At 59.5% G+C, this 26,998-nt stretch carries 21 protein-coding genes and 1 riboswitch; of the genes, 14 read left to right on the top strand and 7 right to left on the bottom strand.

The genetic code is table 11. The features are described 5' to 3' along the window. Positions 1-67: 67 nt before the first annotated feature. From H8Z83_RS07800 to H8Z83_RS07790, 3 genes are read left to right on the top strand one after another with little or no spacing between them, the layout of a single operon-like run. On the top strand, positions 68-571 hold the full coding sequence (locus H8Z83_RS07800; RefSeq protein ID WP_187014518.1) for an NADH-quinone oxidoreductase subunit NuoE family protein: 504 nt from the start codon (positions 68-70) through the stop codon (positions 569-571). Beyond that, positions 561-2,432 carry an NADH-ubiquinone oxidoreductase-F iron-sulfur binding region domain-containing protein gene (locus tag H8Z83_RS07795; RefSeq protein WP_494546117.1) on the top strand — a complete coding sequence of 624 codons (1,872 nt, stop codon included), beginning with the start codon at positions 561-563 and terminating at the stop codon, positions 2,430-2,432. The genes H8Z83_RS07800 and H8Z83_RS07795 overlap by 11 nt, the downstream gene beginning before the upstream one ends. A gap of 13 nt (positions 2,433-2,445) precedes the next feature. Beyond that, complete coding sequence (locus H8Z83_RS07790; RefSeq protein ID WP_187014516.1) at positions 2,446-4,146, top strand: [FeFe] hydrogenase, group A; 1,701 nt, start codon at positions 2,446-2,448, stop codon at positions 4,144-4,146. A gap of 345 nt (positions 4,147-4,491) precedes the next feature. Here the strand turns inward: H8Z83_RS07790 and H8Z83_RS07785 are convergent, their stop codons facing one another. The 3 genes from H8Z83_RS07785 to ftsH form a co-directional block, all read right to left on the bottom strand. Continuing rightward, on the bottom strand, positions 4,492-5,790 hold the full coding sequence (locus H8Z83_RS07785; RefSeq protein WP_187014515.1) for a helix-turn-helix domain-containing protein: 1,299 nt from the start codon (positions 5,788-5,790) through the stop codon (positions 4,492-4,494). A gap of 100 nt (positions 5,791-5,890) precedes the next feature. Next, complete coding sequence (locus H8Z83_RS07780) at positions 5,891-6,415, bottom strand: GNAT family N-acetyltransferase (RefSeq protein WP_187014514.1); 525 nt, start codon at positions 6,413-6,415, stop codon at positions 5,891-5,893. Between the two features lie 63 nt (positions 6,416-6,478). Further along, complete coding sequence (gene ftsH / locus H8Z83_RS07775) at positions 6,479-8,698, bottom strand: ATP-dependent zinc metalloprotease FtsH (RefSeq protein ID WP_187014513.1); 2,220 nt, start codon at positions 8,696-8,698, stop codon at positions 6,479-6,481. 224 nt (positions 8,699-8,922) lie between these two features. On the opposite strand from ftsH, the gene rlmB reads away from it, so the two are divergent. The 4 genes from rlmB to H8Z83_RS07755 all read left to right on the top strand — a co-directional run bounded on the left by rlmB (position 8,923) and on the right by H8Z83_RS07755 (position 15,085). Then, complete coding sequence (gene rlmB, locus H8Z83_RS07770; protein WP_187014512.1) at positions 8,923-9,693, top strand: 23S rRNA (guanosine(2251)-2'-O)-methyltransferase RlmB; 771 nt, start codon at positions 8,923-8,925, stop codon at positions 9,691-9,693. Between the two features lie 19 nt (positions 9,694-9,712). Next, positions 9,713-11,896: a hypothetical protein gene (locus tag H8Z83_RS07765; protein WP_187014511.1), complete on the top strand. Its 2,184-nt coding sequence runs from the start codon at positions 9,713-9,715 to the stop codon at positions 11,894-11,896. Between the two features lie 296 nt (positions 11,897-12,192). Beyond that, positions 12,193-14,265 (top strand): elongation factor G, encoded by a 2,073-nt coding sequence (locus H8Z83_RS07760; protein ID WP_187014510.1) that lies wholly within the window; start codon positions 12,193-12,195, stop codon positions 14,263-14,265. Positions 14,266-14,497: 232 nt separating this feature from the next. Further along, positions 14,498-15,085: a ferritin family protein gene (locus H8Z83_RS07755; RefSeq protein WP_187014509.1), complete on the top strand. Its 588-nt coding sequence runs from the start codon at positions 14,498-14,500 to the stop codon at positions 15,083-15,085. A gap of 275 nt (positions 15,086-15,360) precedes the next feature. Here the strand turns inward: H8Z83_RS07755 and H8Z83_RS07750 are convergent, their stop codons facing one another. From H8Z83_RS07750 to H8Z83_RS07735, 4 genes are read right to left on the bottom strand one after another with little or no spacing between them, the layout of a single operon-like run. Then, entirely contained in the window at positions 15,361-16,506 is a 1,146-nt protein-coding gene (locus H8Z83_RS07750) for an isocitrate/isopropylmalate family dehydrogenase (protein ID WP_187014508.1), read from the bottom strand. Then, the gene (locus H8Z83_RS07745; RefSeq protein ID WP_187014507.1) at positions 16,506-18,434 is read right to left on the bottom strand and encodes an aconitate hydratase; all 1,929 of its coding nucleotides are present in this window, start codon (positions 18,432-18,434) and stop codon (positions 16,506-16,508) included. Before H8Z83_RS07745 ends, H8Z83_RS07750 begins: the two co-directional genes overlap by 1 nt. 3 nt (positions 18,435-18,437) lie before the next feature. Next, on the bottom strand, positions 18,438-19,109 hold the full coding sequence (locus H8Z83_RS07740) for a GntR family transcriptional regulator (RefSeq protein ID WP_187014506.1): 672 nt from the start codon (positions 19,107-19,109) through the stop codon (positions 18,438-18,440). Between the two features lie 13 nt (positions 19,110-19,122). Further along, the gene (locus H8Z83_RS07735) at positions 19,123-20,502 is read right to left on the bottom strand and encodes a hydroxymethylglutaryl-CoA lyase-like TIM-barrel protein (protein WP_187014505.1); all 1,380 of its coding nucleotides are present in this window, start codon (positions 20,500-20,502) and stop codon (positions 19,123-19,125) included. 287 nt (positions 20,503-20,789) lie between these two features. After that, positions 20,790-20,898, top strand: a riboswitch (TPP riboswitch). A gap of 128 nt (positions 20,899-21,026) precedes the next feature. Here H8Z83_RS07735 and thiE point away from each other — a divergent pair. The 7 genes from thiE to H8Z83_RS07700 all read left to right on the top strand — a co-directional run bounded on the left by thiE (position 21,027) and on the right by H8Z83_RS07700 (position 26,985). Then, complete coding sequence (thiE, locus tag H8Z83_RS07730; RefSeq protein WP_187014504.1) at positions 21,027-21,668, top strand: thiamine phosphate synthase; 642 nt, start codon at positions 21,027-21,029, stop codon at positions 21,666-21,668. Next, positions 21,665-22,324, top strand: coding sequence for an HAD family hydrolase (locus tag H8Z83_RS07725; protein WP_187014503.1), 660 nt, complete (start codon positions 21,665-21,667; stop codon positions 22,322-22,324). Before thiE ends, H8Z83_RS07725 begins: the two co-directional genes overlap by 4 nt. 104 nt (positions 22,325-22,428) lie before the next feature. After that, the gene (gene thiD / locus H8Z83_RS07720; RefSeq protein ID WP_187014502.1) at positions 22,429-23,226 is read left to right on the top strand and encodes a bifunctional hydroxymethylpyrimidine kinase/phosphomethylpyrimidine kinase; all 798 of its coding nucleotides are present in this window, start codon (positions 22,429-22,431) and stop codon (positions 23,224-23,226) included. After that, entirely contained in the window at positions 23,223-23,834 is a 612-nt protein-coding gene (locus H8Z83_RS07715) for an energy-coupled thiamine transporter ThiT (RefSeq protein WP_187014501.1), read from the top strand. The genes thiD and H8Z83_RS07715 overlap by 4 nt, the downstream gene beginning before the upstream one ends. After that, positions 23,834-24,514, top strand: a complete 681-nt coding sequence (gene tenA, locus H8Z83_RS07710; RefSeq protein WP_187014500.1) for a thiaminase II — start codon at positions 23,834-23,836, stop codon at positions 24,512-24,514. The genes H8Z83_RS07715 and tenA overlap by 1 nt, the downstream gene beginning before the upstream one ends. Beyond that, positions 24,511-25,680, top strand: coding sequence for a putative hydroxymethylpyrimidine transporter CytX (cytX, locus tag H8Z83_RS07705; protein WP_187014499.1), 1,170 nt, complete (start codon positions 24,511-24,513; stop codon positions 25,678-25,680). Before tenA ends, cytX begins: the two co-directional genes overlap by 4 nt. Before the next feature lie 153 nt (positions 25,681-25,833). Further along, positions 25,834-26,985, top strand: a complete 1,152-nt coding sequence (locus tag H8Z83_RS07700; RefSeq protein WP_187014498.1) for a DUF4317 domain-containing protein — start codon at positions 25,834-25,836, stop codon at positions 26,983-26,985. Positions 26,986-26,998: the final 13 nt, after the last annotated feature.

Here is a 26,998-nt window from a genome sequence, read left to right as displayed (position 1 = left end):
AATGGTTGTTTTGCAAGTGCAAAATGACGAAGATAGGAAGAAGCGAAGGAAAGGTGTGAAACCGACGATGTTGGATCAGAGTTATTACGAAACTGCCAACGAAATTATCAGCCGGTACCCTCTGGAGGAAAAATCCCTGATCCCCATTATTCAGGACATCCAGGCGACCTACCGGTATCTTCCGCCGGATCTTTTGGACTATGTGGCCAAAAAGATCGGCATTACAGAGACCAAGGCTTACAGCGTGGCCAGCTTTTATGAGAACTTCTCCTTTGAACAGAAGGGAAAGTATGTGCTCAAGATCTGCGACGGAACGGCCTGCCATGTCCGCAAATCCACGCCGGTGCTGCAGTACCTGCGTCAGGAACTGGGACTCAGTGAGACCAAGCAGACCACCGATGACCTGATGTTCACGGTGGAAGTGGTGTCCTGCCTGGGCGCCTGCGGTCTGGCCCCGGCCATGATGGTCAACGAGCAGGTCCATCCCAAAATGACGCCGGAAAAGGCGGCGGAGCTGCTCAAGGAGCTTCGGGCCAAGGAAGAGGAGGGGCGGAACGATGATCAGAATTGAAAACCGGTTCCAGCTCAAGCAGGTCCGGGCGGAATGCCAGGCTGAGACTAAGCAGGAAAAGTGCCGGGTGCTGATCTGCGGCGGCACGGGCTGTCTGGCCGGCGGCTCCGCCAAGCTCTATGAGCACATGAAGGAGTTGGCTGCGGAGCATGAAAACGTTCAGGTGGAGATCGGCCCGGAGATCGCCCATATCGGCGTCCACAAGAGCGGCTGCCACGGCTTCTGCGAAATGGGCCCCCTGATGCGGATCGAGCCTTACGGCTATCTCTACTTAAAGGTGCAGGAGAGCGACTGCGGCGAGATCTTTGAAAAAACGGTCCTCCGGGGTCAGCCGGTGGAGCGGCTGATGTTCCGTCAGGATAACAAGGTCTATCCCTCTGAGGAGGAGATCCCCTTCTACGCCAAGCAGACCCGTCTGGTGCTGAAGAACTGCGGCCATATCGACGCGGAGCGTATTGAGGCGGCCATTGCTGCCGGCGCTTACGAGGGCCTTGAAAAAGCCCTCTTTGAAATGACGCCCAAGGCTGTCATTCAGGCTATTACCGACTCCAAGCTCCGGGGCCGCGGCGGCGCGGGCTTCCCCGCCGGCAAAAAATGGAGCCAGGTGGCCGCTCAGAAGGAGACCGTCCGCTATGTGGTCTGCAACGGCGATGAGGGCGACCCCGGCGCGTTTATGGACCGCAGCATCATGGAGGGCGATCCCCACCGGATGATCGAGGGTATGCTGATCGCAGCCTATGCCGTAGGCGCGCAGGAGGGCTATATCTATGTCCGCGCGGAGTATCCTCTGGCTATTGAGCGCCTGAAGCTGGCCATTGCGCAGGCAGAGGAAGCCGGATTCCTGGGTGACAACATTCTGGGTACGGACTTCTGCTTCCGTCTGCATATCAACCGGGGCGCCGGCGCCTTTGTCTGCGGCGAGGGCAGCGCATTGACCGCCTCCATCGAGGGCAAGCGGGGTATGCCCCGCGTCAAGCCGCCCCGCACTGTGGAGCACGGCCTGTGGGAGAAGCCCACGGTCCTCAACAACGTGGAGACCTACGCCAACGTTCCCATGATCATTCAGCGCGGCGCGGAGTGGTACCGGGGGATCGGTACGCCGGAAAGCCCCGGTACCAAGGCCTTCGCCCTTACCGGCAACGTGTGCAACACCGGTCTGATCGAGGTCCCCATGGGCACGCCTCTGCGTGATATCGTGTTTGACGTAGGCGGCGGTATCCCCAACGGAAAGAAGTTCAAGGCCGTACAGATCGGCGGCCCCTCCGGCGGCTGCCTGTCCGAAAAGGATCTGGACCGCCACATGGACTTTGACTCCCTCACCAAGATCGGCGCCATGATCGGCTCCGGCGGCATGGTGGTCATGGACGAGGACACCTGCATGGTGGAGGTGGCCCGGTTCTTCATGAGCTTCACTCAGCGTGAAAGCTGCGGCAAGTGTGTTCCCTGCCGGGAGGGCACTCAGCGGATGCTGGAGATCCTGGAGCGCATCGTGGCCGGTCAGGGCACCATGGAGGATCTGGATACCCTCCGGGATCTGGCGGATATGATCGAGAATACCGCCCTGTGCGGCCTGGGCAAGAGCGCGCCCAAGCCGGTCATCAGCACCCTCAACGCCTTCCGGGACGAGTATGTGGCCCACATTCGGGACCGCCGCTGTCCCGCCGGCGTCTGCTCCAAGCTTCGGGTGTACAGCATCGACCCCGCCAAGTGCAAGGGCTGCTCCAAGTGCGCCCGGAACTGCCCGGCGTCGGCCATTCACGGTACGCTGAAGTCGCCGTACACCATTGATCAGGACGCCTGCATCCGCTGCGGAAGCTGCGTGGAGCAGTGTGCGTTCGGCGCGATCACCGTAGAGAAGTAAGGAGGACGCTGCTATGGGATTTATGACCATTGACGGTCAGCGGGTGGAATTTACCAACGAACCCAATGTTCTGACCGTGATCCGCAATGCGGAGATCGATATACCGACCCTTTGTTACCATTCCGAACTGTCCATTTACGGTGCCTGCCGTCTGTGCACCGTAGAGGATGACCGGGGCAAGACCTTTGCCTCCTGTGCGGAGCCGCCCCGGGACGGCATGGTGATCTACACCAATACCCCCCGGCTCATGCGCTACCGCCGGACGATCCTGGAGCTGCTGCTGGCAGCCCATGACCGGGACTGCACCACCTGCGTGAAAAGCGGCGAGTGTCATCTGCTGGAGCTGGCTCACCGCATGGGCGTGGACCGGATCCGCTTCAAGAACCGGGAGGCCAAGTACCCCATCGACGAAAGCTCTCCCGCCATCGTCCGCAACCCCAATAAGTGCATTCTCTGCGGCGACTGCGTCCGTATGTGCGACAATGTCCAGTCCGTGAACGCCATCGACTTTGCCTACCGCGGCACCAGTACGCTGGTGACCCCGGCCTTCAACAAGACCATCGCCCAGACCAACTGCGTCAACTGCGGCCAGTGCCGGGTGGTGTGTCCCACCGGCGCGATCAGCATCAAGACCAACATCGATGAGGTCTGGGACGCTTTGGCGGACCCCAACACCATTGTAGTGGCGCAGGTGGCTCCGGCGGTCCGCGTGGCGCTGGGCGACAAGTTCGGCATCCCCAAGGGCGAAAACGTCATGGGCAAGCTGGTCAATGCCCTGCACCGACTGGGCTTCCATGAGGTCTATGACACTACCTACGGCGCGGACCTCACCGTGATCGAGGAGGCGGAGGAGCTGCTGGAGCGGATCTCCAGCGGCGCCAAGGGTCCCCTGTTCACCTCCTGCTGCCCTGCCTGGGTCAAGTTCTGCGAGACCCGGTATCCGGAACTGGCGGACAATATTTCCACCTGCCGCTCTCCCCAGCAGATGTTCGGCGCGGTGATCCGGGAATACTACCGCAATCCTGAGATCAATCAGGGCAAGAAGCTGGTGTCGGTGTCCATCATGCCCTGCACCGCCAAGAAGGAGGAGATCCTCCGCCCTGAGTCCATGACCAATGGCCGACAGGACGTGGACTATGTGCTGACCACCACCGAGGTGGCCTCCATGATCCGCAAGTCCGGTATCCGCTTTGAGAATATCGACGGCGAGTCCACCGATATGCCCTTTGGTATCGGTTCCGGCGGCGGCGTCATCTTCGGCGTCACCGGCGGCGTGACGGAGGCGGTGCTCCGCCGCCTTCAGACCGGCCACAGCCGGGTGGAAATGGATCGCATCCGCACCAGCGGCGTCCGGGGCGATGACGGTTTGAAGGAACTGACCTTTGACTACATGGGCAAGGAGATCCGCGCCGCAGTGGTCAACGGTCTGGGCAATGCCGACAAGCTCATCAAGCGTATCCAGAGCGGCGAGGTCAGCTATGACTTCGTGGAGGTCATGGCCTGCCGCCGGGGCTGTATCATGGGCGGCGGCCAGCCGGTCGGCGCCGGTCCCCGGACCCGGAAGGCCCGCGCCAAGGGTCTGTATGATACCGACGTCAATATGCAGATCAAAAAGTCCAACGAGAACCCCATGGTCCTTGCTCTGTACGAGGGCCTGCTGAAGGGCAAGACCCATCAGCTTCTGCACCGTAATCTGGGCAGCACAGAGAACTGAATCACAGGAACAGCCGCTGCGGAAACTCCGCGGCGGCTGTTCTCTGCGTATGGGGAGAGGCTCTGAGTGCCCTGAAAACTGATGAAAAAGCTGCGAAAACCTTTCTCACCGAGGAAGAAAGAAATCAAAAGCCAGCCCGTAAAGGCTGGCTTTCAGCGTATCGAAAAAGTCTTTTCTCCCCGCTGAGCAAGTTTTCAGAACTTCATAAAAGTTCTGAAAACTTAGGATTTTAATGGCGCGGGACACCCTTCTTGGGTTTCCCGCGCACACCCTTCCTTACCGTCGCGGAAAATTTATCACTTTATCGACAGCCTCAAAGCCAGCCCGTAAAGGCTGGCTTTCGGCTTATTGGAATGTCCAGTGGGAAATGTCCGTATCGATGCTGTAAGCGTCAACGGTATCCGACCCGGTACTGCCGGGGAATACGAGGGACTGGCCGTCGCTGTCCAGCGTCAGGGGAAACCAATCAGGGCAGATGACCTCCCGGCCGTACTCATCGGTGAGAACAGCCGCTGATTCCAGAATATCCCCGGCGGCAAAGGGGAAGGAGAGAGGCTCCAGCCGATAGAAGGTGGCGTTGTCATAGCCTCGGTAGCTGGTCTGCTCATCGGCGCTGATGGGCCGCGCCCAGGCGACAAGCCGCTGGTTTTTGAACAGGCCTACCCGAATGGAAACAGCCTTCGTCCGGGGGATCAGGATATTGTCCAACTGCGTGCTGAGCGTCAAGGCATACTCCATGGCATCCGGCAGGGTCAGCTTGCCGTTTTCAATCTGCGCCCGGCCTTGGAGATCCGCATCCACAAGATTGGCAACGTCCGGCAGGGAGCCGGAATACAGACCGGAATACGTTTGCAGGGGCTGGGTCTGCCGGGTGCCGTCCGGCATGACGAATACCGCAGTGATGGCGATGTCATCCGTCAGTTCGCAGGTCAGCTCCGCCGAGAATTTCTCGCTGACCGGCTGCCCATTCTGATCTGGCTCAGACAGGACGGTTTTGCTGTTGGAGCTGTGGCCGTTGTCCACTGAAAATTCAACGCGCATACCCTCCACGTAGGTTTTGGGGACGGCGTAGACGGAGAAGGTCACAGAGTTTTTGGACAGATCGGCGGATACCAGCTTCGTTCCATAGTCCGCCGTCAGGCTGTTCTGCTGTTTGAGAATTTCCTCCACCTGACCGGAGATGCCGTATACCTGATTGGACATACTGCGTTCCATCTGGTTGATCCGGTTGTAAACGCCATCGAATTGCCAGCCGATTGTCCGAATGGAATCATAGATATTGTAGGCGGCGCACAATACCGCCAGCGCTGCCAGCACATAGGGCCATTTTTTCCGAGGTTTCGGGGCGGTCTGGGCGGCGAGATACCGCTCCGTGATCTCCTCCACCATTTTCAACTGAGCGTCCGTTAATTCGCCACTGTCCGGGGCGGGGGGCGTCTCCGGCGCTTCCTCTACACCCAGCAGCCAGCCTACGGTTACACCGAACCGGCGGCTGAGGGCCACCAGCTTGTCAATCTCCGGTAAGGCAGTATCCGATTCCCACTTGTAAATGGACTGCCGGGAAACGCCCAGCTCCGCGCCCAGTGTCTCCTGGGACAATCCGGCCTCTTTTCGCTTCAGGGCGATCCGCTGGCCTGTGGTCATACGCGTCACATCCTTTCGTGGGAACAGTATCGCTGAAAGCGGGCAAAATCGCCACCAACTTCCCGGCGAAATTTGTAAACCGTGGGTTTACACAGGGGTTTTACAGCTTTTTTTCGTAGAGATTCAGGGGACAGTGGACGTAGCCCATGAAGAAGGTGTCCACCGTCCCGGCGAAGCGGTAGCCGATGGCAGGGTAGAGGTGGTTGGAAACGGCGTTGCTCACGCCAGTGTCGAACCGCATGACGGTCTTGCCCTGACTGCGGGCGGTGTCCTCGGCAAAGGCCACCATCTGCCGGGCCAAGCCCTGCCCCGCCCGGTCAGGATGGATGGTCAGGGTGTGGATAACGGCGACCTGATCGTCCTCGGCGGGGATGGACCAGCCGCCGTTTTTGTATTCCGGCAGCTGGACGCCGTTGAGATTCATGCTGCCCCAGACGGTGCCGTCCTCGTCCACGCCTACATACAGGGTCCCGGCGTTGAAAATGCTCCGGGCGGTTTCGGTGGTGGGGTAAGCGCCCCGCTTCCAGCCAGTGTAGTGGAGGCCGGTGGCGTCCTCATGGTCTAAAATAGCCTCATAGACGGCGGCTACGGCAGGCAGGTCGGATTCCTTGGCAATACGGATCATGGTGATTCCTCTTTTCTCTCGTTTTCAAAAACAGGCGTACCATCCGGTACGCCTGTTTGGTGGTTATTCGGATTTGGTGTCATTTTCCTGCTTGGACTCAGGCTTCCCGTCAGACGGCGCTTCGTCAGAAGATGGTTTATCCTCGTTGTTCGTCTCCCCGTCGGCGGGAGCGTTCTCCGGGGCCTCGATCTTCTCGGAGATCATGTGGACCTTCCGGGCGGCAGGCTCGATGACCTCCGGCTGAGAGGGGCGGAAGCCATTCTCGTGGGCCAGAGTGGAGGCGTAGGCGTCCTCTACGGTGGAGGGGTCCCGGCCTTCGATGATGGCTACCATCTCCGCACCGGTGATGGTCTCCTTCTCCAGCAGATAGGCCACCACCTTGTCCATGTCGGCCCGGTTTTCCCGGATGATGTTCACGGCGTCGGCATAGCACTTGTCCAGGATATCCTTCACGGCCTTGTCCATAGCGGCGGCGGTGTCCTGCGCGCAGTCCAGACCGTAGCCGCCGTCCAGATACTGGCTGCGGCGGGAGGCCAGAGCCATCATGCCGAACTGGTCGCTCATGCCGAACATGGCAACCATGTTCCGGGCCACGCCGGTGGCCTCCTGGATGTCCTGAGAGGCGCCGTTGGTCATGGTGTTCATCACCACTTCCTCGGCGGCGCGGCCACCCATGGACACAGCGATCTTCGCCATCAGCTCGTCCCGGGTCCGCAGCTCTGTCTTATCCTCCTCCGGCATCAGCAGGGTGTAACCCAGCGCGCCTTGGGTGTGAGGGACAATGGTGATCTTCTGGACCGGTTCTGTGTTCTTCTGCTTGTAGGCCACCATGGCGTGACCGACCTCATGGTAGGCCACCAGCTTTTTCTCAAATTCCGTCAGGACGCTGCCCTTTTTCTCCGTACCGGCGATAACCAGCTCGAAGGCGGCCAGCAGGTCCTCCTGGATCACCAGCTTGCGGCCCTTCCGGACGGCCCGGAGAGCGGCCTCATTCACAAGGTTGGCAAGGTCGGCGCCCACGCAGCCGGCGGTGGCCAGCGCTACCTTCTTCAAATTGACGTCCTCGGCCAGCTTGATGTTCCGGGTATGGACCTGAAGGGTGGCCAGACGGCCCGCCAGATTGGGACGGTCGATGATGATGCGGCGGTCGAACCGGCCGGGCCGCAGAAGGGCCTGATCCAGCACCTCGGGCCGGTTGGTGGCGGCCAGAAGGATGATGCCCTTGGTGGGGTCAAAGCCGTCCATCTCGGCAAGAAGCTGGTTCAGGGTCTGCTCCCGCTCATCATTGCCGCCGAAGCGCCCGGAGTCACGGGATTTGCCGATGGTGTCGATCTCATCGATGAATACGATACAGGGGGCTACCTTGGCGGCCTCCTTAAAGAGGTCGCGGACACGGGACGCGCCCACGCCCACGAACATCTCCACAAAGTCGGAGCCGGAGATGGAGAAGAAGGGCACATTGGCTTCGCCGGCCACGGCCTTGGCCAGCAGCGTTTTGCCGGTGCCCGGAGGGCCTACCAGCAAAGCACCCTTGGGGAGCTTGGCACCGATGTCGGTATATTTCTTGGGATTGTGCAGGAAGTCGATGATCTCCGTCAGGGATTCCTTGGCCTCGTCCTGACCGGCCACATCGGCAAAGGTGACGCCGGTCTGCTTTTCCATGTAGACCTTGGCGTTGGCCTTGCCCACGCCGCCGATCCCGCCCATGCCTCCCATGCCGCCCTTTTTCGCCATGATCCGCATGACGAGGGAGAACATGAGCATGATGAACACAAAGGGCAGAATGAAGTTGATGGCGAACAGGAGGAGCGGGCTCATCTGAGGCTCGTACTTCGTGTCATAGTCTGTTTTTCCGGCCTCGTGCATCCGCTCCACCAGAGTGTCATTAGACTCCATCTTTACGGTAAAGAGCTTCAGCGCCGCGGTATGCTCCTTGCCGTCGGCGTCGGTAAAAGCGTAAACGGCCTTGCCGTCCTGATCCGTGGACTTGGTGTAGGCGGTGCCGTTCTCAGCAGTGTAGACATAGCCGTCCTTGGGGACGATATACAGCAGGCCCTCGGAGAGGTCCACGGTGACGTCCTCCACCTGCTTGCTCTCCATCATGGCGATGAAATCGCTGTACTTGATGTTGATGTTGGAGGCCTGCTTTCCGGCGGATCCCATGTAGCTGCTGGTGCAGTAGAACACCAGCGTCAGCGCCAGCGCCCAGGCCACCAGCTTACCGGCACCCAGCAGGTTGCGGTTGCCCCGTCGGTTTTTATTGTTTTTATCGTTCTGGTCCATTGAGAACTCCTTTCAGAGTGTGTGAAATTAAAAAGCAGTATAGCACAACCTCCTTGAAACCACAAGGAAAAGAGACTGCCTTTTCATAAACTTTCTGTAAACTTGGACGTGCTGAACGGAAACGTTTTTTTAAATTCATCTTTATTGTGGACCGGTTCTGTGATATACTGTAAAAAGTATACCCCGCAGATTTTGACAAATTCCGATCATGAGAGGATTTCAATATGACAGACGAAAGAAAAGACCAGCTGACCGCCGAGGCCGACGGCCTCATTGAAGGCCGCAACGCGGTGATCGAAGCCCTGCGGACGGAGGCCAGCATCGACAAAATTTTCATCCAGAAGGGTGAGGTGGACAAGACCCTGGGCCACATCGCCTCCAAGGCCCGGGCGGCGGGCATCGTGGTGGTGGAGGCCGACAGGCGGAAGCTGGACGGCATGAGCCGCACCCACGCCCATCAGGGCGTCATCGCTCTGGCAGCGGTGCGGGAGTACGTCAGTGTAGACGATATTCTGGCAGATGCCGCCGCCAAGAACGAGTCGCCCCTGATCGTGGTGTGCGACGAGATCTCCGACCCCCACAATCTGGGCGCCATCATCCGGACGGCTTATTGCGCCGGCGCTCACGGCGTGGTCATTCCCAAGCGCCGCAGTGCGGGTCTGACCAGCGTGGTGGCCAAGACCTCCGCAGGCGCGGTGTCTCACATGAAGGTGGCTCGGGTGCCCAATATCCCCTCCTTGCTGAAGGACCTGAAAAAGCAGGGGGTCTGGGTATTCGGCACGGCGGCCAACGGCACCACCGGCCTGTATGACACGGACCTGAAGGGCGCTGCTGCCATCGTCATCGGCAGCGAAGGGGACGGCATGACCCGTCTGGCTGCCGAAAACTGCGATTTTCTGGTGAGCATCCCCATGAAGGGTGATCTGAATTCCCTGAACGCCAGCGCCTCGGCAGCGATCCTGCTGTATGAGGCCGTGCGTCAGCGGATGAACTGAGAAGTTTGGAGAGAACACGGTGTCAAAGGATGTCGAGAAAACAGAATACGGCACAGGCACCTGGGATACGCCGCCGTCTGACGAGGATTACACCTTAGAGGAGATTCTGGCGGAGTACGGCTCCAGCCGCCAGCAGAAAATCATGGAAGAGGTGGAGCGTGAGACCGCTCCGGCAGAGCCGGATACGCCCAAGGCACCGGCTCCTGAACAGCCTTCCGCCCCTAAACCGACAGAGACGGCCCCATCTCCAACGCCCAAATCGGCGATGGCCCTCTGGGAGGAACGGATCGCTGCGGCGGCGCTGGAACAGGACGGGGAGGCCCCCTTTGCCGACGATTCGGACCCGGAGGAAGAACCACGGACAGATGACGGCCCGGAGCCGGAGGCTACCCGCTTCCTGAGTCTGGAAGAACTGGTAGGGACAACGGTAGGGGCCGTGATGGAGGAGCACCACGAAACGCTGCTGAAGCCGAAATGGGGGCTGTTCTCCCGGAAGCGGCAGGAGGAAACGGAGCAGCTCTACGATTCCATGGAAGCCCCGGAGGAATCGGTAAAGCCTCTTACCGAGGCAGAGAGCATCGGGGAAGAACCGGAGCTTAGCGAGGTCGCGTCTGAGGAGCGGGAAGCCTATAAGAGCCGTCACCGGTCTCTGGGATTTGCCTTTTTTACAGCGCTGGTGCCTATCGCCGCTATGGCGGCGGAGCAGTACGGCGTCACGGTCCCCTTCTGGACCGGAGACCGGCAGATCCAAGGCGTTGCCATGCTGGCCTGTCTGCTGATCGAATTGGTGCTGTGCTGGCACGTGCCGGTGTACGCGATCCGGAAGCTGAGTGAAAAACGCTGCGTCAGCGCATTGCTGGTGTCGTTGGCGGTGGTGGCGGCGGCGGTGGACTGCGCGTTGTGGCTGCTTGTTCCGGGGCGGGGAGAAGCGCTTCCCTATACCGCTGCGGCGGGACTGGCGCTGTGCTTTGCCCAGTGGGGCATCAGCCGGGAAAGCCGGGGCAGCTATGATAGCTTCCGTTTGGCATCGCTGGACGATCACCCCCCTTACTTGGTCACGGAAACTCCAAGGGGTGCCTGCAAGCAGAGGGGAGACCTGCGGGGCTTTTACACCACCGCCATGCGGGATGATTATGCCTCCCGTCTTCAGACGGTGTTCCTGCCGGTGATTTTTATGGCCGCGCTGGTATTCGCGGGCTTGACCTCTTTGGGACGGGGACACGGAATTGACTTCCTGCGGAACTGGTCCGTGATCCTGACGGCGGGAGCCACCTGTTCCCTGCCGCTGTGCTGGAGCCTGCCATGGTCCCGGCTGACCCGCCGACAGCAGAAAAGCGGCTGTGCCGTGGCGGGCTGGGACGGCGCGGCCCGGGTAGGAAAGCGCCGGGGCATGATCCTGACGGATACCGACCTGTTCCCGCCGGGGACCATCCGGCTCAACGGGGTGAAGGTCTACGGCGAGGAACTTGGAAAGGTGTCGGCTTATGCGGCGGCAGCCGCCCGTGCGGCGGGCTGCGGCCTGGAGCGGGTCTTTGAGGGACTGGCGGTGGGGGAGAACGCCCCACGGGAAACGGCTCAGGACCTGAGCTTTTACGAGCAGGGCGGCTTTGGCTGCACGATCCACGGGGAATCCGTCCTGTTGGGGACGGCCTCCTTCCTGCGGAAGCAGGATGTGCGTCTGCCCAGCAACATCAATCTGAAGACCGGCATTTTCCTGGCCATCGATCATCAGCTGGCGGCGGTGTTCGCCGTGAAGTATGAGGCATCGGAAAATGTGGACTACGCGCTGCGGACCCTGCACCGCAGCCGGATCACGCCGATTCTGGCGGTACGGGACCCCAACATCACCCCGGCGCTGCTGAAGCGGAAGTTCTATAAGAAGATCAAGGTGGAGTATCCGCAGCTGACGGACCGGGTGGCCCTCAGCGAAGCGGAGGAGGACCGGGGCCTGCCCCGGGCGCTGCTGCTGCGGGAGGGCCTGCTGCCCTACGCCGAAGCAGTGGTGGGCAGCCGCCGTCTGCGAACGGCGGTGCGCCGGGCTACATGGCTGTCCCTGGCGGGCAGCGCCGCCGGCGTTTTGCTGACGGCGTATCTGGTGTCTCTGGGGAAGTTCGATTTGCTCACCCCCTTGTCCCTGACGGTGTTTTTGCTGCTGTGGACTCTGCCGGTGCTGCTGATGAGCGACTGGACCGGCCGATATTGACACTTGACAGAATAAAGTACCGGGAGGCAGGCTTTTTCCCTGCCTCCCGGTACTTTTTCGCACTGTCCAGGACCAAAAGACTTTTTTTCAAGAAAAATGATTTTTGCGGGACCCCACAAAAATAGGCGACCCTTTTTGCCTACCCCTCCAAAATGTGAGATCTCACAAAATTCTTATTGTATTGCCCATGAAAAAGCGGTATAATTAACACATTGAGTGAGTCTCAATGGTTGACAGATCTTTTATCGGCCCATTCGGGCCGTGTCAACAGCATCAACATAAGGAGTGGAACAAACATGAGCTATTCAGTACAGAACATCCGTAACGTCTGCCTGCTGGGTCACAGCGGCAGCGGTAAGACTTCTCTGGCAGAGAGCCTGCTGTTTATGACCGGTGCCATCGACCGTATGGGCAGAGTCGCGGACGGCAATACCGTTTGTGATTACGATCCCGAAGAGGTCAAGCGCCAGATCTCTCTGTCCACCGCTGTGGCGCCTATCGACTATAAGGGCTGCCGCATCAACGTGCTGGATACTCCGGGCGCATTCGACTTTTCCGGCGAAGTGATGGAGGCTCTCCGGGCCGCCGACGCCGCCATCATCGTGGCCTCCGCTAAGGACGGTGTGTCCGTGGGCGTTGAGAAGGCGTGGAAGTATTGCGAAGAGCGGAATATGCCCCGCTTTATCTATATCTCTAAGATCGACGAGGATCACAGCGACTATAACGCCACCTTTGATGCGCTCCGTGAGCGCTTCGGCAACAAGATCGCTCCCGTTGTGGTGCCTACGCTGGACGAAAACAAGAAAGTCACCGGCCTCATGGACATCCTGAATAAGCGCGCCTATGAGATGCAGGACGGCAGGCGTGTGGAGATCGAGCTGCCTGAGGATAAGGTGGCCGTCATCAACGAGTTCAACGATGCGCTGAAGGAATCCGTGGCGGAGACCAGCGAGGAATTCATGGAGCGCTTCTTCAACGGCGAGGACTTCACCTACGCCGAGATGGCTCAGGGCCTCCGTCAGGGCGTCCGTGAGCTGAGCGTGTTCCCCGTGCTGTGCGGCAGCGCCGTGGCTGATATGGGCACCTTGATGCTGCTGGACAACATCATGGAGCTGCTGCCCTCTCCCGAGCAGGGCAACTATCATAAGGCCACTCTGGCTGACGGCACCACCGAGGAATTCGTGGTGTCCGCCGGTGGTGTGCCCACGGCTTTCGTGTTCAAGACCATTTCCGACCAGTACGGCAAGTACTCCTTCGTGAAGGTCCTCTCCGGCAGCATCACGCCGGATATGACCATGGTCAATGCCCGCACCGGCGACAACGAGAAGCTGGGCCGCCTGTATACCATGCGTGGCAAGAAGGCCACCGAGGTCAAGGAGCTGGTGTGCGGCGATATCGGCGCCATCGCTAAAATGGATAAGGTCAAGACCGGCGATACCCTGTGCGACAGCCGTAAGGTCGTGGCGCTGAAGGGCATCCCCTTCGCTGAACCCTGCTACTCTGTGGCCATCGCCCCCAAGACCCGCGGCCAGGACGATAAGGTGGCTCAGGGCCTGAACCGTCTCAATGAGGAGGACCCCTCCTTCTCCGTGGTCAACAACGCCGAGACCCATCAGATGGTACTCTCCGGCGCCGGCGATATGCAGGTGGATGTGCTGGTCAGTAAGCTCAAGACCCGCTTCAACGTGGAAGTGGAGCTGAGCCCTGTCCGCGTGGCTTACCGTGAGAAGATTCGTAAGACCGTGCAGAAGCAGGGCCGTCATAAGAAGCAGACCGGCGGCAGCGGCCAGTTCGGTGACGTGTGGATCCGCTTCGAGCCCCAGACCGAGCAGGATGATATGATCTTCGCTGAGGAAGTGTTCGGCGGCTCCGTGCCCAAGAACTATTTCCCTGCTGTGGAAAAGGGCCTGCGGGAGGCCTGCGTCCACGGTCCTCTGGCCGGTTATCCGGTGGTGAATCTGAAGGCCGTTCTGTATGATGGCTCCTATCACCCCGTTGACTCCTCCGAAATCGCATTCAAGACCGCCGCTCAGCTGGCCTACAAGGCCGCTCTGCCTGAGGCCAACCCCTGCCTGATGGAGCCTGTGGGCGAGCTGAAGGTCACCGTGCCTGACAGCTACATGGGCGATGTCATGGGTGACCTGAACAAGCGCCGCGGCCGCGTCATGGGTATGGACCCTGCTGGCAATGGCGAGCAGGTCATCACCGCTGAGGTCCCCATGGGCGAGATGAGCACCTATGCCATCGACCTCCGCTCCATGACCCAGTCCCGCGGCACCTTTACCCTGCACTTTGTCCGCTATGAGGATTGCCCTCCCGCGGCGCAGGAGAAGGCGATCGCAGAGGCCAAGGCCCGGAACGAGGAATAAGATCAACCAGTGTGGCCGGGGAAGCGATCGCTTCCCCGGCCGCTGTATCTGTGTGGGATAGTCTTTGAATAGTTCAATAGCTCTAACAAAGCGTGAACAATTTTATGTTCTTTCAAAAAAGTTGCATTTGCAACTTGCAAATAGAAATAATTCCTGATATACTACACTCACAAAGCAAAAAACGCTCAAGGAAAGGGCAAAGATAAGGTAATTATTTAAGGAGGATATAACTATGAAGAAGTGGGTCTGCAAGGTTTGCGGTTACATTTATGAGGGTCCCGAGGCTCCCGTCGAGTGCCCCGTCTGCCACGCCAAGAATGCGTTTGAAGAGGTCAAGGGCGAGCTGAAGCTGGCTGCTGAGCACAAGTTCGGCATCTACGCAGAGACCGTGAAGAACAACGCTGATATCTCCGAGGAGGATAAGAAGTACATCTTCGATCAGCTCATGGCCAACTTCAACGGCGAGTGCAGCGAGGTGGGTATGTATCTGTGCATGGCCCGGATCGCTCACCGTGAGGGCTATCCCGAGATCGGCCTCTACTGGGAAAAGGCTGCTTATGAGGAAGCCGAGCACGCCGCTAAGTTCGCCGAGCTGCTGGGCAGCGACCTGGAGAGCAATATGACCGCCTCCACCGAGAAGAACCTGGCCTGGCGCGTGGACTGCGAGTACGGTGCTACTGCCGGCAAGTTTGAGCTGGCCGCCTGCGCCAAGAAGAACGGTCTGGACGCTATTCACGACACCGTCCATGAGATGGCCCGCGACGAGGCCCGTCACGGCAAGGCTCTGGAGGGCATGCTGAAGCGTTACTTCAACAAGTAAGTTCCGCAAAAACCAAAATCTTTTGAGGGGGAATCGGGAAACCGGTTCCCTCTCTTTTTGCGTCCTCCGCCGTTGGGATGGAAGTTTCTGTGGAAGTCTATCTCTGTTTTCCTTCTGAAAATGCCATATGTGGAAGTCAGCAATGTGAATGTGTCCTATTTTGCTGTTTTTCTGTCATGTTGACTGATTTGTTCTAACATACCAAAATGCGGTCCGCAGACATCTGCGGACCGCTTTTTGACGATATGGACAGGTAAACCGTTTGGATGCTGCTTTTACAGCTTTTCCAGCAGATAATCCACGAACTGGGCGCAGGAGGCCCCGTCCCGGTGGCCGGTCATGATCACTCGCTGCTCCGTTTCCGTGCAGAGGTACATAGTGGCGGCGAGCTGATCTGCCTTGTCCGCCATGGCGATGTGCCGCAGCAGCAGCTCTGCCGCCTTCAAAATGCTGGCGGGATTGGCGTAGTCTCCCTCACCATCGGCGATGAGCCGGGGGGCAGTGCCGTGGACGGCCTCGAACATAGCATATTGACTGCCGGTGTTGGCGCTGCCCGCCGTGCCTACGCCGCCCTGAATCTGGGCGGCCTCGTCGGTGATGATGTCGCCGTACAGATTGGGTAGCACGAATACCTGAAACCTGCTGCGGATTTCCGGGTTCACCAGATTGGCGGTCATGATGTCGATGTACCAGTCCTCGGCGGTGATCTCCGGATAGTCTGCCGCGACCTCATGGCAGATGCGGGTGAACATTCCGTCGGTCTTTTTCATAATGTTGGCCTTGGTGACGATGGCCACATTGGTTTTGCCGTTGGCCCGGGCAAAGTCAAAGGCGGCCTTGGCAATCCGGCGGGTACCGGCGTCTGTGGTGACCTTGAAATCCATGCTCAGCATACCGGGCACCTCAACGCCCCGGCTGCCCAGAGCGTATTCGCCCTCCGTATTCTCCCGGAAGAAGGTCCAGTCGATGCCCAGCTTCGGGACGGATACAGGCCGCACGTTGGCAAACAGGTCCAGCTCCCGGCGCATGGCCACATTGGCGCTTTCCAGCGTACCGCCCTTGGGAGTCTCCGTGGGGCCTTTCAGCAGCACGTCGCAGTCCTTGATGGAAGCCAGCACCTCGTCAGGAATGGCTTTGCCCTGAGCAGTGCGGTTTTCAATGGTCAACCCCTCGATGTCCCGCAGTTCCACCCGGCCATTGGCAATCTCGTCCGCCAGCAGCTTTTCCAACACCCGCCGGGCCTGGGCCATGAGGATGGGACCGATGCCGTCACCGGGGATCAGGCCGATGACGATGCGCTCCATACGGGAAAAGTCCTTGGCGGGGGAGCCTTGGGCCATACGCTCCTGCCGGTTTAACTGCTCAGTCAGTAAGGTGCGGAAATGTGCCGCCGCCTGCTCGATATATGCGTTCTGATCCATCAGTCATTGCCTTCTTTCGTGTAATTCAGCAGACCGCCTGCCCGGAGCATCGCTGCCTGCCGCTTGGTGAAGCTGCCGCAGACGGGAATTTCACGGTTTCCGGCGTGAAGCGTCATGGTGCCGCTGTCCAGACCGGCGTCGATGCCGGTGAGGGTCAGGGTCTCGCCCTGGGTCAAGGCATCATAGTCATCGGGGTTGGCAAAGGTCAGGGGCAGGATCCCGGCATTGATGAGGTTGGCGGCGTGGATACGGGCGAAGCTCTTGGCGATGACTGCCCGGACACCTAAGTACAGGGGCACCAGCGCCGCGTGTTCCCTTGAGGAACCCTGTCCGTAGTTGCTTCCACCTACCAAAATGGTCTCCCCGGCTGCCTTGGCGTTTTGGGCGAACTCCTTGTCGCACACGGCGAAGCAGAACTCTGACAGCTTGGGGATGTTGGAGCGGTAGGGCAGGATCTTAGAGCCTGCGGGCATGATGTGGTCGGTGGTGATGTTATCCCCTACCTTCAAGGTCAGCTTGGCGGTGATGGCGTCCCCCACAGGCTTGCCCTGAGGGAATTCCTTGATGTTGGGACCGCGGAGCACGTCCAGATGGGCTGCCTCCTCCGGGGAGGCGGGGGCCAGCACGGCGCTGTCATCGATGAGAAAGCGGTCCGGCAGATCCACATGGAGAGCGTCCAGCCCCAAATCGCGGGGATCGGTGATCTCCCCGGTGAGGGCGGCGGCCACGGCGGTCTCCGGAGACACCAGGTACACCTTGGCGTCCGCCGTGCCGCTGCGGCCCTCAAAGTTGCGGTTGAAGGTCCGCAGGCTCACACCGCCGGAGTTGGGGGAGAAGCCCATACCGATACAGGGGCCGCAGGCACATTCCAGCAGCCGCGCACCGGAGACCAGAATATCCGACAGCGCGCCGCAGTTGGCCAGCATGGTCAGGACCTGCCGGGAGCCGGGGGACACGGACATACTGACAGAGGGGGCCACGGTCCTGCCCTTCAGCATGGCGGCGGTTTTCAGCAGATCGTACAGAGAGGAATTGGTGCAGGAGCCGACGCAGACCTGATCCACCTTAACGCCCTTCAGACTGCGGACGGGCACCACCTTATCCGGCATGTGGGGGCAGGCGATCAGCGGCTCCAGCGTGTCCAGATCAATGTGGATAATCCGGTCATAGGCCGCATCGGGATCGGCGGAGAGGGGGGTGAAGTTGGCTTCCCGCCCCTGAGCCCTCAAAAAGGCGCGGGTCACTTCATCGGAGGGGAAGATGGAGGTGGTAGCCCCCAGTTCCGTACCCATATTGGTGATGGTGGCCCGCTCCGGAACGGACAGTCCAGCGATGCCGGGACCACCCCATTCCATCACATGACCCACGCCGCCCTTGACGGAGAGAAGCCGCAAGACCTCCAAGCTGATGTCCTTGGCGGTGACGAAGGGGCGCAGCGCACCGGTCAGTTCGACCTTGATGACCTTGGGCATGGTAATGTAGTAGGCTCCGCCGCCCATAGCCACGGCTACGTCCATGCCCCCCGCGCCGAAGGCCAGCATCCCGATGCCGCCGCCGGTAGGGGTGTGACTGTCGGAGCCGATAAGGGTTTGCCCCGGTACGCCGAAGCGTTCCAAATGCACCTGATGGCAGATGCCGTTGCCGGGGCGGGAGAACCAGATGCCGTGCTTGGCGGCAACGGATTGGATGTACCGGTGATCGTCGGCGTTTTCAAAGCCGGATTGGAGGGTGTTGTGGTCGATATAGGCCACGGAGCGCTTTGTTCTGACCCGGTCAATGCCCATGGACTCAAATTCCAGATAGGCCATGGTGCCGGTGGCGTCCTGGGTCAGGGTCTGGTCGATGCGCAGGGCCACCTCAGCCCCCGGCTCCATGCTGCCGCTGACCAAATGAGCGGCGATCAGCTTTTCTGTCAATGTCTTTCCCATGGTTCAGCCCTCCTTTTGGATGATGTCTGCCAGATTGGCCCGGGCGTTTTCCACATGGCGCAGGGACGCCTCCGCAGCCCGGTCCCCATCGTGGGCGGCAAGGGCCTCGTAGATGGCGGTGTGCTCCTCTAAGGCGTGGACCGCCCGGCTGTGGTGGGTGACGGAGGCCTTGCGGTACTTGATGATCTTCTTATGGAGGGAGATCAGCGTATCCGCATAGGGACGGCTGCCGCAGCTGTTGTAAAGCAATTCATGGAACCGGGAGTCCAGGTTTTTGATCTGATCGGAATTTTCACCCGGCTCCTTTTCACTTTCAATGTAGAAGCGCTGCAGGTCCAGAACCTCTTTCATTTCACTCAGTACATCGTCTGTGATGCTGGCGGCGGCCCGCTTTGCAGTCAGACCCTCCAGCTGAAGGCGGATCTCGTAGATATCCAGCATATCCTGCCGGGAGATGCCTACCACAACGAGTCCGTGGCCGGTATCGTCTAAAATGCGCTCCTGCTCCAAGCGGCGGATGGCCTCCCGGATGGGGGTGCGGCTGACGCCCAGCTCGCCGGACAGCCGCAGCTCGCTCAGAATCTCGCCCTGAGGGTATTTACCGGACAGAATATCCCGTTCCAGCTTTTCGAAAACCTGATCGGCGATGGAAATGGGCTTGTGATCTCTCATCATGGTGGGTTCCTCCTCAATGGCGGGGCTTCAGCACGCCGCCGGACAGTTCTGCGATTTTTTCTTCCAGTTCCTCGTTGGAAAGGGCGGTGGTGCGGCCTCCGGCGTACTGTTCGTCCACCCAGACCTTCAGCTTTTCCACCAGTGCGTCATGCTTACTGAGCTGGTGGTCGCTGCGGAGCCGGTAGTTCTGGTTGATCCAGTAGGCGATGCCCGCCAGCCCGGATGTTTTGCTGATGGCTACGGCGGCAGGCCGGTCCAGCAGCTTTTCCGTATTGAAAATGTTGTAGATCTCCTCGTCCTTCAAAAGCCCGTCAGCGTGGATGCCTGCACGGGTGACGTTGAAGTTCCGGCCCACGAAGGGCGTCATGGGGGGGATGTGATAGCCGATCTCGTGCTCGAAGTAGTCGGCGATCTCGGTGATGGCAGTGGGGTCCATACCGTCCAGAGAGCCACGGAGAGAGGCGTATTCAAACACCATGGCCTCCAACGGCACATTGCCGGTGCGCTCACCGATGCCCAGCATGGAGCAGTTCACGCCGCTGGCGCCGTACAGCCAGGCGGTGGCGGCGTTGGCAACGGCCTTGTAGAAGTCGTTATGACCGTGCCATTCCAGATATTCGCTCTCCACGCCGGAATAGTGCTGCAAACCGTAGATGATGCCGGGAACGCTGCGGGGCAGGGCCACCTCCGTGTAGGGGACACCGTAGCCCATGGTGTCACAGGCCCGGATGCGGACGGGGATCTTGGCCTGGTGGGAAAGCTCCATCAGCTCATTGACGAAGGGCACCACGAAGCCGTAAAAGTCCGCACGGGTGATGTCCTCCAGATGGCATCGGGGCATGACCCCGGCGTCAAAGGCGTCCTTCACCGTGGCCAGATAGTAGTCCAACGCCTGCCGGCGGGTCATCTGCATTTTCTTAAAGATATGATAGTCGCTGCAGGACACCAGAATACCGGTCTCCTTGATGCCAAGGTCCTTCACCATCCGGAAGTCCTCCCGGGTGGCCCGGATCCAGGTGGTGATCTCCGGGAAGCGCAGCCCCAAAGCCTGACAGCGTTCGATGGCCTCCCGGTCCCGCTTGCTGTAAATGAAAAACTCTGTCTGGCGGATCAGGCCGTAAGGCCCGCCCAGCTTGCTGAGGAGCTTGAACAGGTGCTCGATCTGCTCCGGCGTGTAGGGGTTCATGGATTGCTGACCATCCCGGAAGGAAGTGTCCGTGATCCAGATATCGGCAGGCATGGATGTAGGCACCCGCCGGTGGTTGAAGGCCACCTTGGGGACCTCGTCATAGTTATATACGTCCCGGTACAGCACCGGGTCCTTCACATCCTGAAGGGAATAACGGTAGTCATTTTCCTCCAGCAGATTGGTTTTGGCGGATAATTCAAGCATGGCGGGCTCCTTTCCAGCGATACGCTTGCTGTATACTTGTATACATATATACACCCGCGGCGGAAACTTGTCTACCCCTCCGAACAAACTTCGTGCAGGATCACAAATGGGTCCCTTCATGGCGGTCATTGAAAAGACAGATGTCCTCGATGTGCGGAGTTTTTGCGAAATGCACTGCATTTTCGCCAGAATTTCTGTACAGTCCGCGCAGAGCGGGGAAAATTGACCGATTTCCCCCGTATCCGGAAAAATCCCTTGCAAACCGGGGCGAATAGTGCTATGATACCCTTTGTCAACAGGGGAGCTTGCGCAAGCAGGCTGAGAGTGGGATGTATTGCCCAGACCCGTAAACCTGATTTGGATAATGCCAACGTAGGGAGATACCGTCGCTGACACGCTCATGGAGCTCGTAATGCGGATATGTCTTTCAGGCATATCCGCGTTTTGTTTTCTATCCGGTCCTTTGTGCCGGACAGACAAGAGCGGTGCCCGCCGGGATTTCAAAAGATGCAGAGGTGTTCAATATGAAATGTGATCCCAAAGATCTGCTGCTGTATGCCGTCACCGACCGGCACTGGCTGAACGGACGGACGCTGGTGGACGTGGTCAAGGAGAGTCTGGATGGCGGCGTCACCATGATCCAGCTCCGGGAAAAGTCTCTGGATGAGGGCAAATTTCTGGAAGAAGCCAAGGAACTGCAAGCCCTGTGCCGGGAGCGGCATGTTCCCTTTATCGTCAATGACAACGTGGACATCGCCAAGGCCATGGACGCTGACGGCGTTCATGTGGGGCAGGACGATATGGCGGCGCTGGATGCCCGGGCCAAGCTGGGACCGGACAAGCTCATTGGTGTCTCCGCCCACACGGTGGAGGAGGCTCTGCTGGCAGAGAAGCAGGGGGCGGATTATCTGGGCGTGGGAGCCGTGTTCCCCACCAGCTCCAAGAGCGATGTGGGGGAGATGTCCTACGAGACCCTGAAGGCTATCTGCAAGGCCGTGTCCATTCCTGTGGTGGCCATCGGCGGCATTTCCGGCGAGAATGTAGGCAAGCTGGCGGACAGCGGCATCTGCGGCGTGGCGGTCATCAGCGCTATCTACGCCGCCAAGGATGTCAAAGCCGCCGCCGCTGATTTGAAAGCCACCGTGGAAGAAATGCTGCGGGTATGATCCGGGGGGCCATTTTCGATTTGGATGGCGTTCTGCTGGACTCTATGGGTATCTGGGAAGATCTGGGCGCTCGGTATCTCCGGCAGCTGCACATTCCTCCGGAGCCGGGACTGAATGAGATCCTCTTTTCTATGAGCATGGAGCAGGGGGCAGCCTATCTGAAAGCGCATTACCCCCTTCAACAGAGCGAGGCGGAAATCTGCGGCGGCATTGCCCGGATGCTGAAGGACTACTATGCTCAGGAGGTCCCTGCCAAGCCCGGCGCGGCGGCGCTGCTGGCATTTCTGGCGGAACGGGGCATTTCCATGGCGGCGGCTACCTCCAGCCCGCGGGCGCACGTGACCGCCGCGTTGGATCGGCTGGGCCTGCTGCCCTACCTGAAAACAGTTTTCACCACCGGCGAGGTGGGCGTCAGCAAGCATGAGCCGGTGATCTACCATCTGGCGGCGGAAGCGTTGGGGACGGCCCCGGCAGAAACGCTGGTATTCGAGGATTCCCTATACGCTCTGAAAACCGCCAAGGCGGCGGGTTTCCGCACTGTCGGCGTATTGGACGCCCACGGGGAAACAGATCAGGCGGGGCTGAAAGAGGCGGCGGAGGTCTATCTCACGTCCCTGACGGAGTTTCCCGACCATTGGGTACATCTCAACAAGTAAATTCGGAACGCTCAGGGCCGTGCCCTGTGTTCAGGCGGTACATTGGGGGCACCACCTTGTATCGCTTTATAAAACGTGCTGTAAAAGAGAAAGGAAGTATTCACATGAAAACAGCATTGACCATTGCTGGAAGCGATTCCAGCGGAGGCGCCGGTATCCAGGCGGATATGAAGACCATGACGGCCAACGGCGTTTACGCCATGAGCGCCGTCACGGCCCTGACCGCCCAGAACACCACCGGCGTCACAGATATTCTGGAGTCCACTCCTCATTTCCTGGGTGAGCAGCTGGACGCTATTTTTACCGATATTTTCCCCGACGCGGTGAAGATCGGCATGGTTTCCTCCGCCGACCTCATCGTGGTCATCGCGGAAAAACTGAAGCAGTACAAGGCGAAGAACATCGTGGTGGACCCCGTGATGGTGGCCACCTCCGGGGCAAAGCTGCTGCGGGATGATGCGGTGGAGGCCCTGTGTCGGGAACTGCTGCCGTTAGCGGCGGTCCTGACCCCCAACATCCCCGAGGCGGAGATCCTCTCCGGCATGACCATCACCGATGCTACCGGCATGGAGGCCGCCGCCAAGTACATCAGCGAGAAATACGGCTGCGCCGTGCTGTGTAAGGGCGGCCATAAGGTCAACGATGCCGACGATCTCCTGTGGCGGAACGGCTTCGGCAAGTGGTTCCACGGCAAGCGGATCGACAATCCCAACACCCATGGCACCGGCTGCACCCTCTCCAGCGCCATTGCGTCCAATCTGGCCAAGGGCTATGATCTGGACGAGTCCGTGGAGCGGGCCAAGGAATACATCTCCGGCGCGCTGGCGGCCATGCTGGATCTGGGTCATGGTTCCGGTCCCATGAATCACATGTTCGCTCTGAAAGGAGCGTTCACGGAATGATCACCTCTACGGTTGCGATCTTATTCGCCGTGGGGTACCTGCTGGCAACGGTCTGGCTGTGCCGGGGCTTCCGGCTGACGGCCCGGGACCTGTGTCTGGGCGGTATTGTCTGCGCCATGACGCTGGTGCTGGCCACGATCCGCATCCCCCTGCCCACCGGTTCCAACATCACCTGCGGTTCGTGGATCCCGCTGATGCTGCTGGCCCTGCTGTATGACTATCGGCTGTCCATGCTGAGCGGCTGGGTGTGCGGTATTCTGGCAATGATCCTGATCCCCGGCTGGCAGGCGGTCCACTGGGCTCAGATCTTTGTGCAACAGTTGGTCTGCTTCTCCTGCTTGGGCTATGCCGGCGTGTTCGGCAGCGACAAGCGCTGGAAGGCCATCTGCGGCATGGCGCTGGCGGTGGCGATCCGCTGCTTCGGTCATGTGATCAGCGGCGTGATCTTCTACTCCCAGAACGCATGGGACGGCTGGGGCGCCTGGGGTTACAGTCTGGCCTTTAACCTGTCCTCCCGGCTTCCGGAGGGGATCTTGAGCATTTTGATCGTATCGGTGCTGCCGCTGACGCTTATGCGGCGGGCCATTGCCAGAAGGGAGGCAAAATGATGGGTACTGTTGATCGGCTTCTGAAAGCCACCGAGGATATCTGGGCCAGCTACCACGAAAAGCCCTTTGTGCAGGGATTGAAGTACGGCACGCTGGACCAGAAGAAATTCCGTAGCTATATCATTCAGGATTACTGGTATCTCATGGACTATACCAAGGTTTTTGCCATCGGCGTAGCCAAGAGCAAGAGCGTGGAGGTCATGAAACTCTTTGCCAAGTACATCCAGGCGATCCTGGACGGCGAGGTCAACGTTCACAACGGCTATATGGCCGATTTCGGCATCACCCAGGAGGAACTGGACCACACGCCTATCCAGCAGGATAACCGCTCTTACACCTCCTATATGCTCAGCGTTGCCTATCGGGGCGGTGAGGCGGAAATTCTGACGGCCATCTTCTCCTGTGCTTACAGCTATGAGGTCATCGCCCGCAAGATCGTGGAGGAGTGCCCCTCCGCTCCCGAGCACCCCATGTACGGGCGTTGGGTGCGGGGCTACATCACTCCCCGCTACACAGGCAACAACGTGATCCTGAAGGATATGCTGGAGCGGCTGACCAAGGACTATACCGAGGAGCAGCTCCGCTATCTGGAGGAGATCTTTACGGCGTGTTCCCGCTATGAGGCATCCTTCTGGGATATGGCGGACCGCTTCGGAACGGAAGGCGGGGCGCAGGTATGAAAAAGACATCCACCTTCCAAAACGGACTGATCTGGTTCGGCGCAGGTGTTTCTCTGGCGGAGATCCTCACCGGCACCGCCTTTGCGCCTTTGGGTATGGCCAAGGGTCTGGCGGCGATCGTCATCGGTCACATCATCGGCTGCGCCATGATGCTTCTGGCGGGTCTCATCGGCGGCCGCACCGGCCGCAGCGCCATGGAGACCGTGAAAATGAGCTTTGGACAGAAGGGCGGCTTGCTGTTCGCCTTCCTGAACGTGCTTCAGCTGGTAGGCTGGACTGCCATCATGATCTATGACGGGGCCTTGGCTATCGGAGGTATTTTCAATCTTGGTCATTGGGTCTGGTGTCTGGTCATCGGCGTCCTTATTATCCTGTGGATCGCTGTGGGCATCACGGATCTGGGCTGGATCAACAAGCTGACCATGGCGGCCCTGTTTCTTTTGACCTTAGTGCTGTGCAAGGTGATCTTCTTCTCCGGCAGCGCTATGGCGGCCTCCGGCGAGGCCATGACCTTCGGTGCGGCGGTGGAGCTGGCGGTGGCCATGCCTCTGAGCTGGCTGCCCCTCATCAGCGACTACACCCGCGAGGCGGAAAAGCCTGTGCAGGCCACCTGGGTCAGCGTTCTGGTGTACGGGCTGGTGTCCTGCTGGATGTATGTCATCGGCATGGGCGCGGCGATCTTTACCGGGGAGTATGACATTGCCGTTATCATGGTGAAGGCCGGTCTCGGCATTGCCGCCCTGGTGATTTTGGTGTTCTCCACGGTCACCACTACCTTCTTGGATGCCTGGTCCGCCGGTATTTCTGCCGAGTCCCTCTCCAAGAAGCTGAACGGGAAAAAGACCGCCATTGCGGTGACGGTCATCGGCGCTGCGGGGGCCATTCTGTTCCCCATGGATGATATCACCGGCTTCCTGTATCTGATCGGCTCTGTGTTTGCACCCATGATCGCGGTGCAGATCGCGGATCATTTCCTCCTCAAGCGGGATCGCTTTGCCGTGGCGGCGGACGGCCGGAATCTGGTGATCTGGCTGGTGGGCTTCATCGCCTATCGCTGGCTCATGGGCGTGGACACCCCGGTGGGCTACACTCTGCCGGATATGGTCCTGACCGTTCTCCTGTGCGTCCTTGCGGAAAAGCTGTGCGCCGGCAAGAAGAACGGCTGATCGGCTGACCGAACAATAAATGACCGGCGGATACGTGTATGCGTATCCGCCGGTTTTACTGTGTGTGATTTGTAGGTTTTTCCCTTGCCCTCCGGCCGGTTCCGTGGTACACTTTCTTCCTGTACGAGCATTGACCGAAGGGAAAGGATAACCATGAATCAAAAAGAACTCAACGAGATCCGCCGGCGCTTCAAGCTGGATAAAAACAGCATTTCCAAGATTTTTGGCTGCTATGTCAACAGCAATAAGGAGATCATTTCCTGGATCGACGCCTCTATGGGCCTCATGCAGCAGGAGGAGCAGGAAATGTATCTGGGCCTTCTGAAAAAGGCCCTCTCCGGGGCCTTGGGCAAAAATCTGGTGGATATCACGTTTTCCACGGCGCAGGTAGCGGACAGTGACGAGCACCGCCTGCTGCAGACCATGCGGCAGACAGAGTTAAAGGACCCCGCCTCCCGGGAGGATTTCTGCCGTCGGCTGATCGACGCACTGAACATGGGAGAGACCAACTACCTGATTCTGCTGGCTGCGGACACCTACGATGTGCCCCACAAGAGCCGGGACGATGAATTTCAGGCGGACGCGGGGGACACGGTGTACCGCTACTTTGTCTGCGCCGTCTGCCCGGTAAAGGCCCCTACTCTGGAGCTGCGGTACGATCATGACCTGAACGAATTCCATCCCGGCTCCACCGGCCATATCGCGCTGGCCCCGGAGCTTGGCTTCCTGTACCCCGCCTTTGACAGCCGCGCCGCCAACATCTATGACCTGCTGTTCTATGCCAAGAACCCGGCGGAGCTGCATCAGGAGGTCATTGACGCGCTGTTCCGGGTGGAGCCGCCCATGTCTGCGGCAGAACAGAAAAACGTTTTTGATACGGCGCTGACGGAGGCTCTGGATCAGGATTGCAGCTATGACGTGGTGCAGTCCGTCCATGAGCAGATCCGGGCGAAGATCGAGGACCACAAGGAAAGCCACGATCCGGAGCCGCTGGAGCTGACGGTTTCCGACGTGGGCTGCATACTGGCCAACAGCGGCGTAGATACCGAAAAGGTGGAGGCGTTCAAAGCGAACTGCGAAAAGCAGTACGGCGAAAACGCCGCACTGAATCCGGTGAATATCATCGAGAGCCGCAAGTTTCAGGTCACCACCCCGGAGGTGAAGATCTCCATCGCCCCGGAAAACAGCTATCTCATCGAGACCCGGATCATCGACGGCCGCAAGTATCTCCTGATCCCCGCCGATGACGGCGTGGAGGTCAACGGCATCGGCGTGAACATCGCCGCCGACCAGCCGCAGGAATAAGCGCAAAGCCTTT

This window comes from Dysosmobacter segnis, assembly GCF_014297285.1.
Classification (GTDB): Bacteria; Bacillota; Clostridia; order Oscillospirales; family Oscillospiraceae; genus Oscillibacter; species Oscillibacter segnis.
This window is presented reverse-complemented; position numbering and strand designations above follow the sequence as displayed.

Excerpts from the sequence above, each read along its gene's own strand:
- H8Z83_RS07800 (WP_187014518.1), top strand. The coding sequence starts at position 68 with ATGTTGGATCAGAGTTATTACGAAACTGCCAACGAAATTATCAGCCGG.
- H8Z83_RS07790 (WP_187014516.1), top strand. The coding sequence starts at position 2,446 with ATGGGATTTATGACCATTGACGGTCAGCGGGTGGAATTTACCAACGAA.
- H8Z83_RS07785 (WP_187014515.1), bottom strand. The coding sequence starts at position 5,790 with ATGACCACAGGCCAGCGGATCGCCCTGAAGCGAAAAGAGGCCGGATTG.
- H8Z83_RS07780 (WP_187014514.1), bottom strand. The coding sequence starts at position 6,415 with ATGATCCGTATTGCCAAGGAATCCGACCTGCCTGCCGTAGCCGCCGTC.
- ftsH (WP_187014513.1), bottom strand. The coding sequence starts at position 8,698 with ATGGACCAGAACGATAAAAACAATAAAAACCGACGGGGCAACCGCAAC.
- rlmB (WP_187014512.1), top strand. The coding sequence starts at position 8,923 with ATGACAGACGAAAGAAAAGACCAGCTGACCGCCGAGGCCGACGGCCTC.
- H8Z83_RS07760 (WP_187014510.1), top strand. The coding sequence starts at position 12,193 with ATGAGCTATTCAGTACAGAACATCCGTAACGTCTGCCTGCTGGGTCAC.
- H8Z83_RS07755 (WP_187014509.1), top strand. The coding sequence starts at position 14,498 with ATGAAGAAGTGGGTCTGCAAGGTTTGCGGTTACATTTATGAGGGTCCC.
- H8Z83_RS07750 (WP_187014508.1), bottom strand. The coding sequence starts at position 16,506 with ATGGATCAGAACGCATATATCGAGCAGGCGGCGGCACATTTCCGCACC.
- H8Z83_RS07745 (WP_187014507.1), bottom strand. The coding sequence starts at position 18,434 with ATGGGAAAGACATTGACAGAAAAGCTGATCGCCGCTCATTTGGTCAGC.
- H8Z83_RS07740 (WP_187014506.1), bottom strand. The coding sequence starts at position 19,109 with ATGATGAGAGATCACAAGCCCATTTCCATCGCCGATCAGGTTTTCGAA.
- H8Z83_RS07735 (WP_187014505.1), bottom strand. The coding sequence starts at position 20,502 with ATGCTTGAATTATCCGCCAAAACCAATCTGCTGGAGGAAAATGACTAC.
- thiE (WP_187014504.1), top strand. The coding sequence starts at position 21,027 with ATGAAATGTGATCCCAAAGATCTGCTGCTGTATGCCGTCACCGACCGG.
- H8Z83_RS07725 (WP_187014503.1), top strand. The coding sequence starts at position 21,665 with ATGATCCGGGGGGCCATTTTCGATTTGGATGGCGTTCTGCTGGACTCT.
- thiD (WP_187014502.1), top strand. The coding sequence starts at position 22,429 with ATGAAAACAGCATTGACCATTGCTGGAAGCGATTCCAGCGGAGGCGCC.
- H8Z83_RS07715 (WP_187014501.1), top strand. The coding sequence starts at position 23,223 with ATGATCACCTCTACGGTTGCGATCTTATTCGCCGTGGGGTACCTGCTG.
- tenA (WP_187014500.1), top strand. The coding sequence starts at position 23,834 with ATGGGTACTGTTGATCGGCTTCTGAAAGCCACCGAGGATATCTGGGCC.
- cytX (WP_187014499.1), top strand. The coding sequence starts at position 24,511 with ATGAAAAAGACATCCACCTTCCAAAACGGACTGATCTGGTTCGGCGCA.
- H8Z83_RS07700 (WP_187014498.1), top strand. The coding sequence starts at position 25,834 with ATGAATCAAAAAGAACTCAACGAGATCCGCCGGCGCTTCAAGCTGGAT.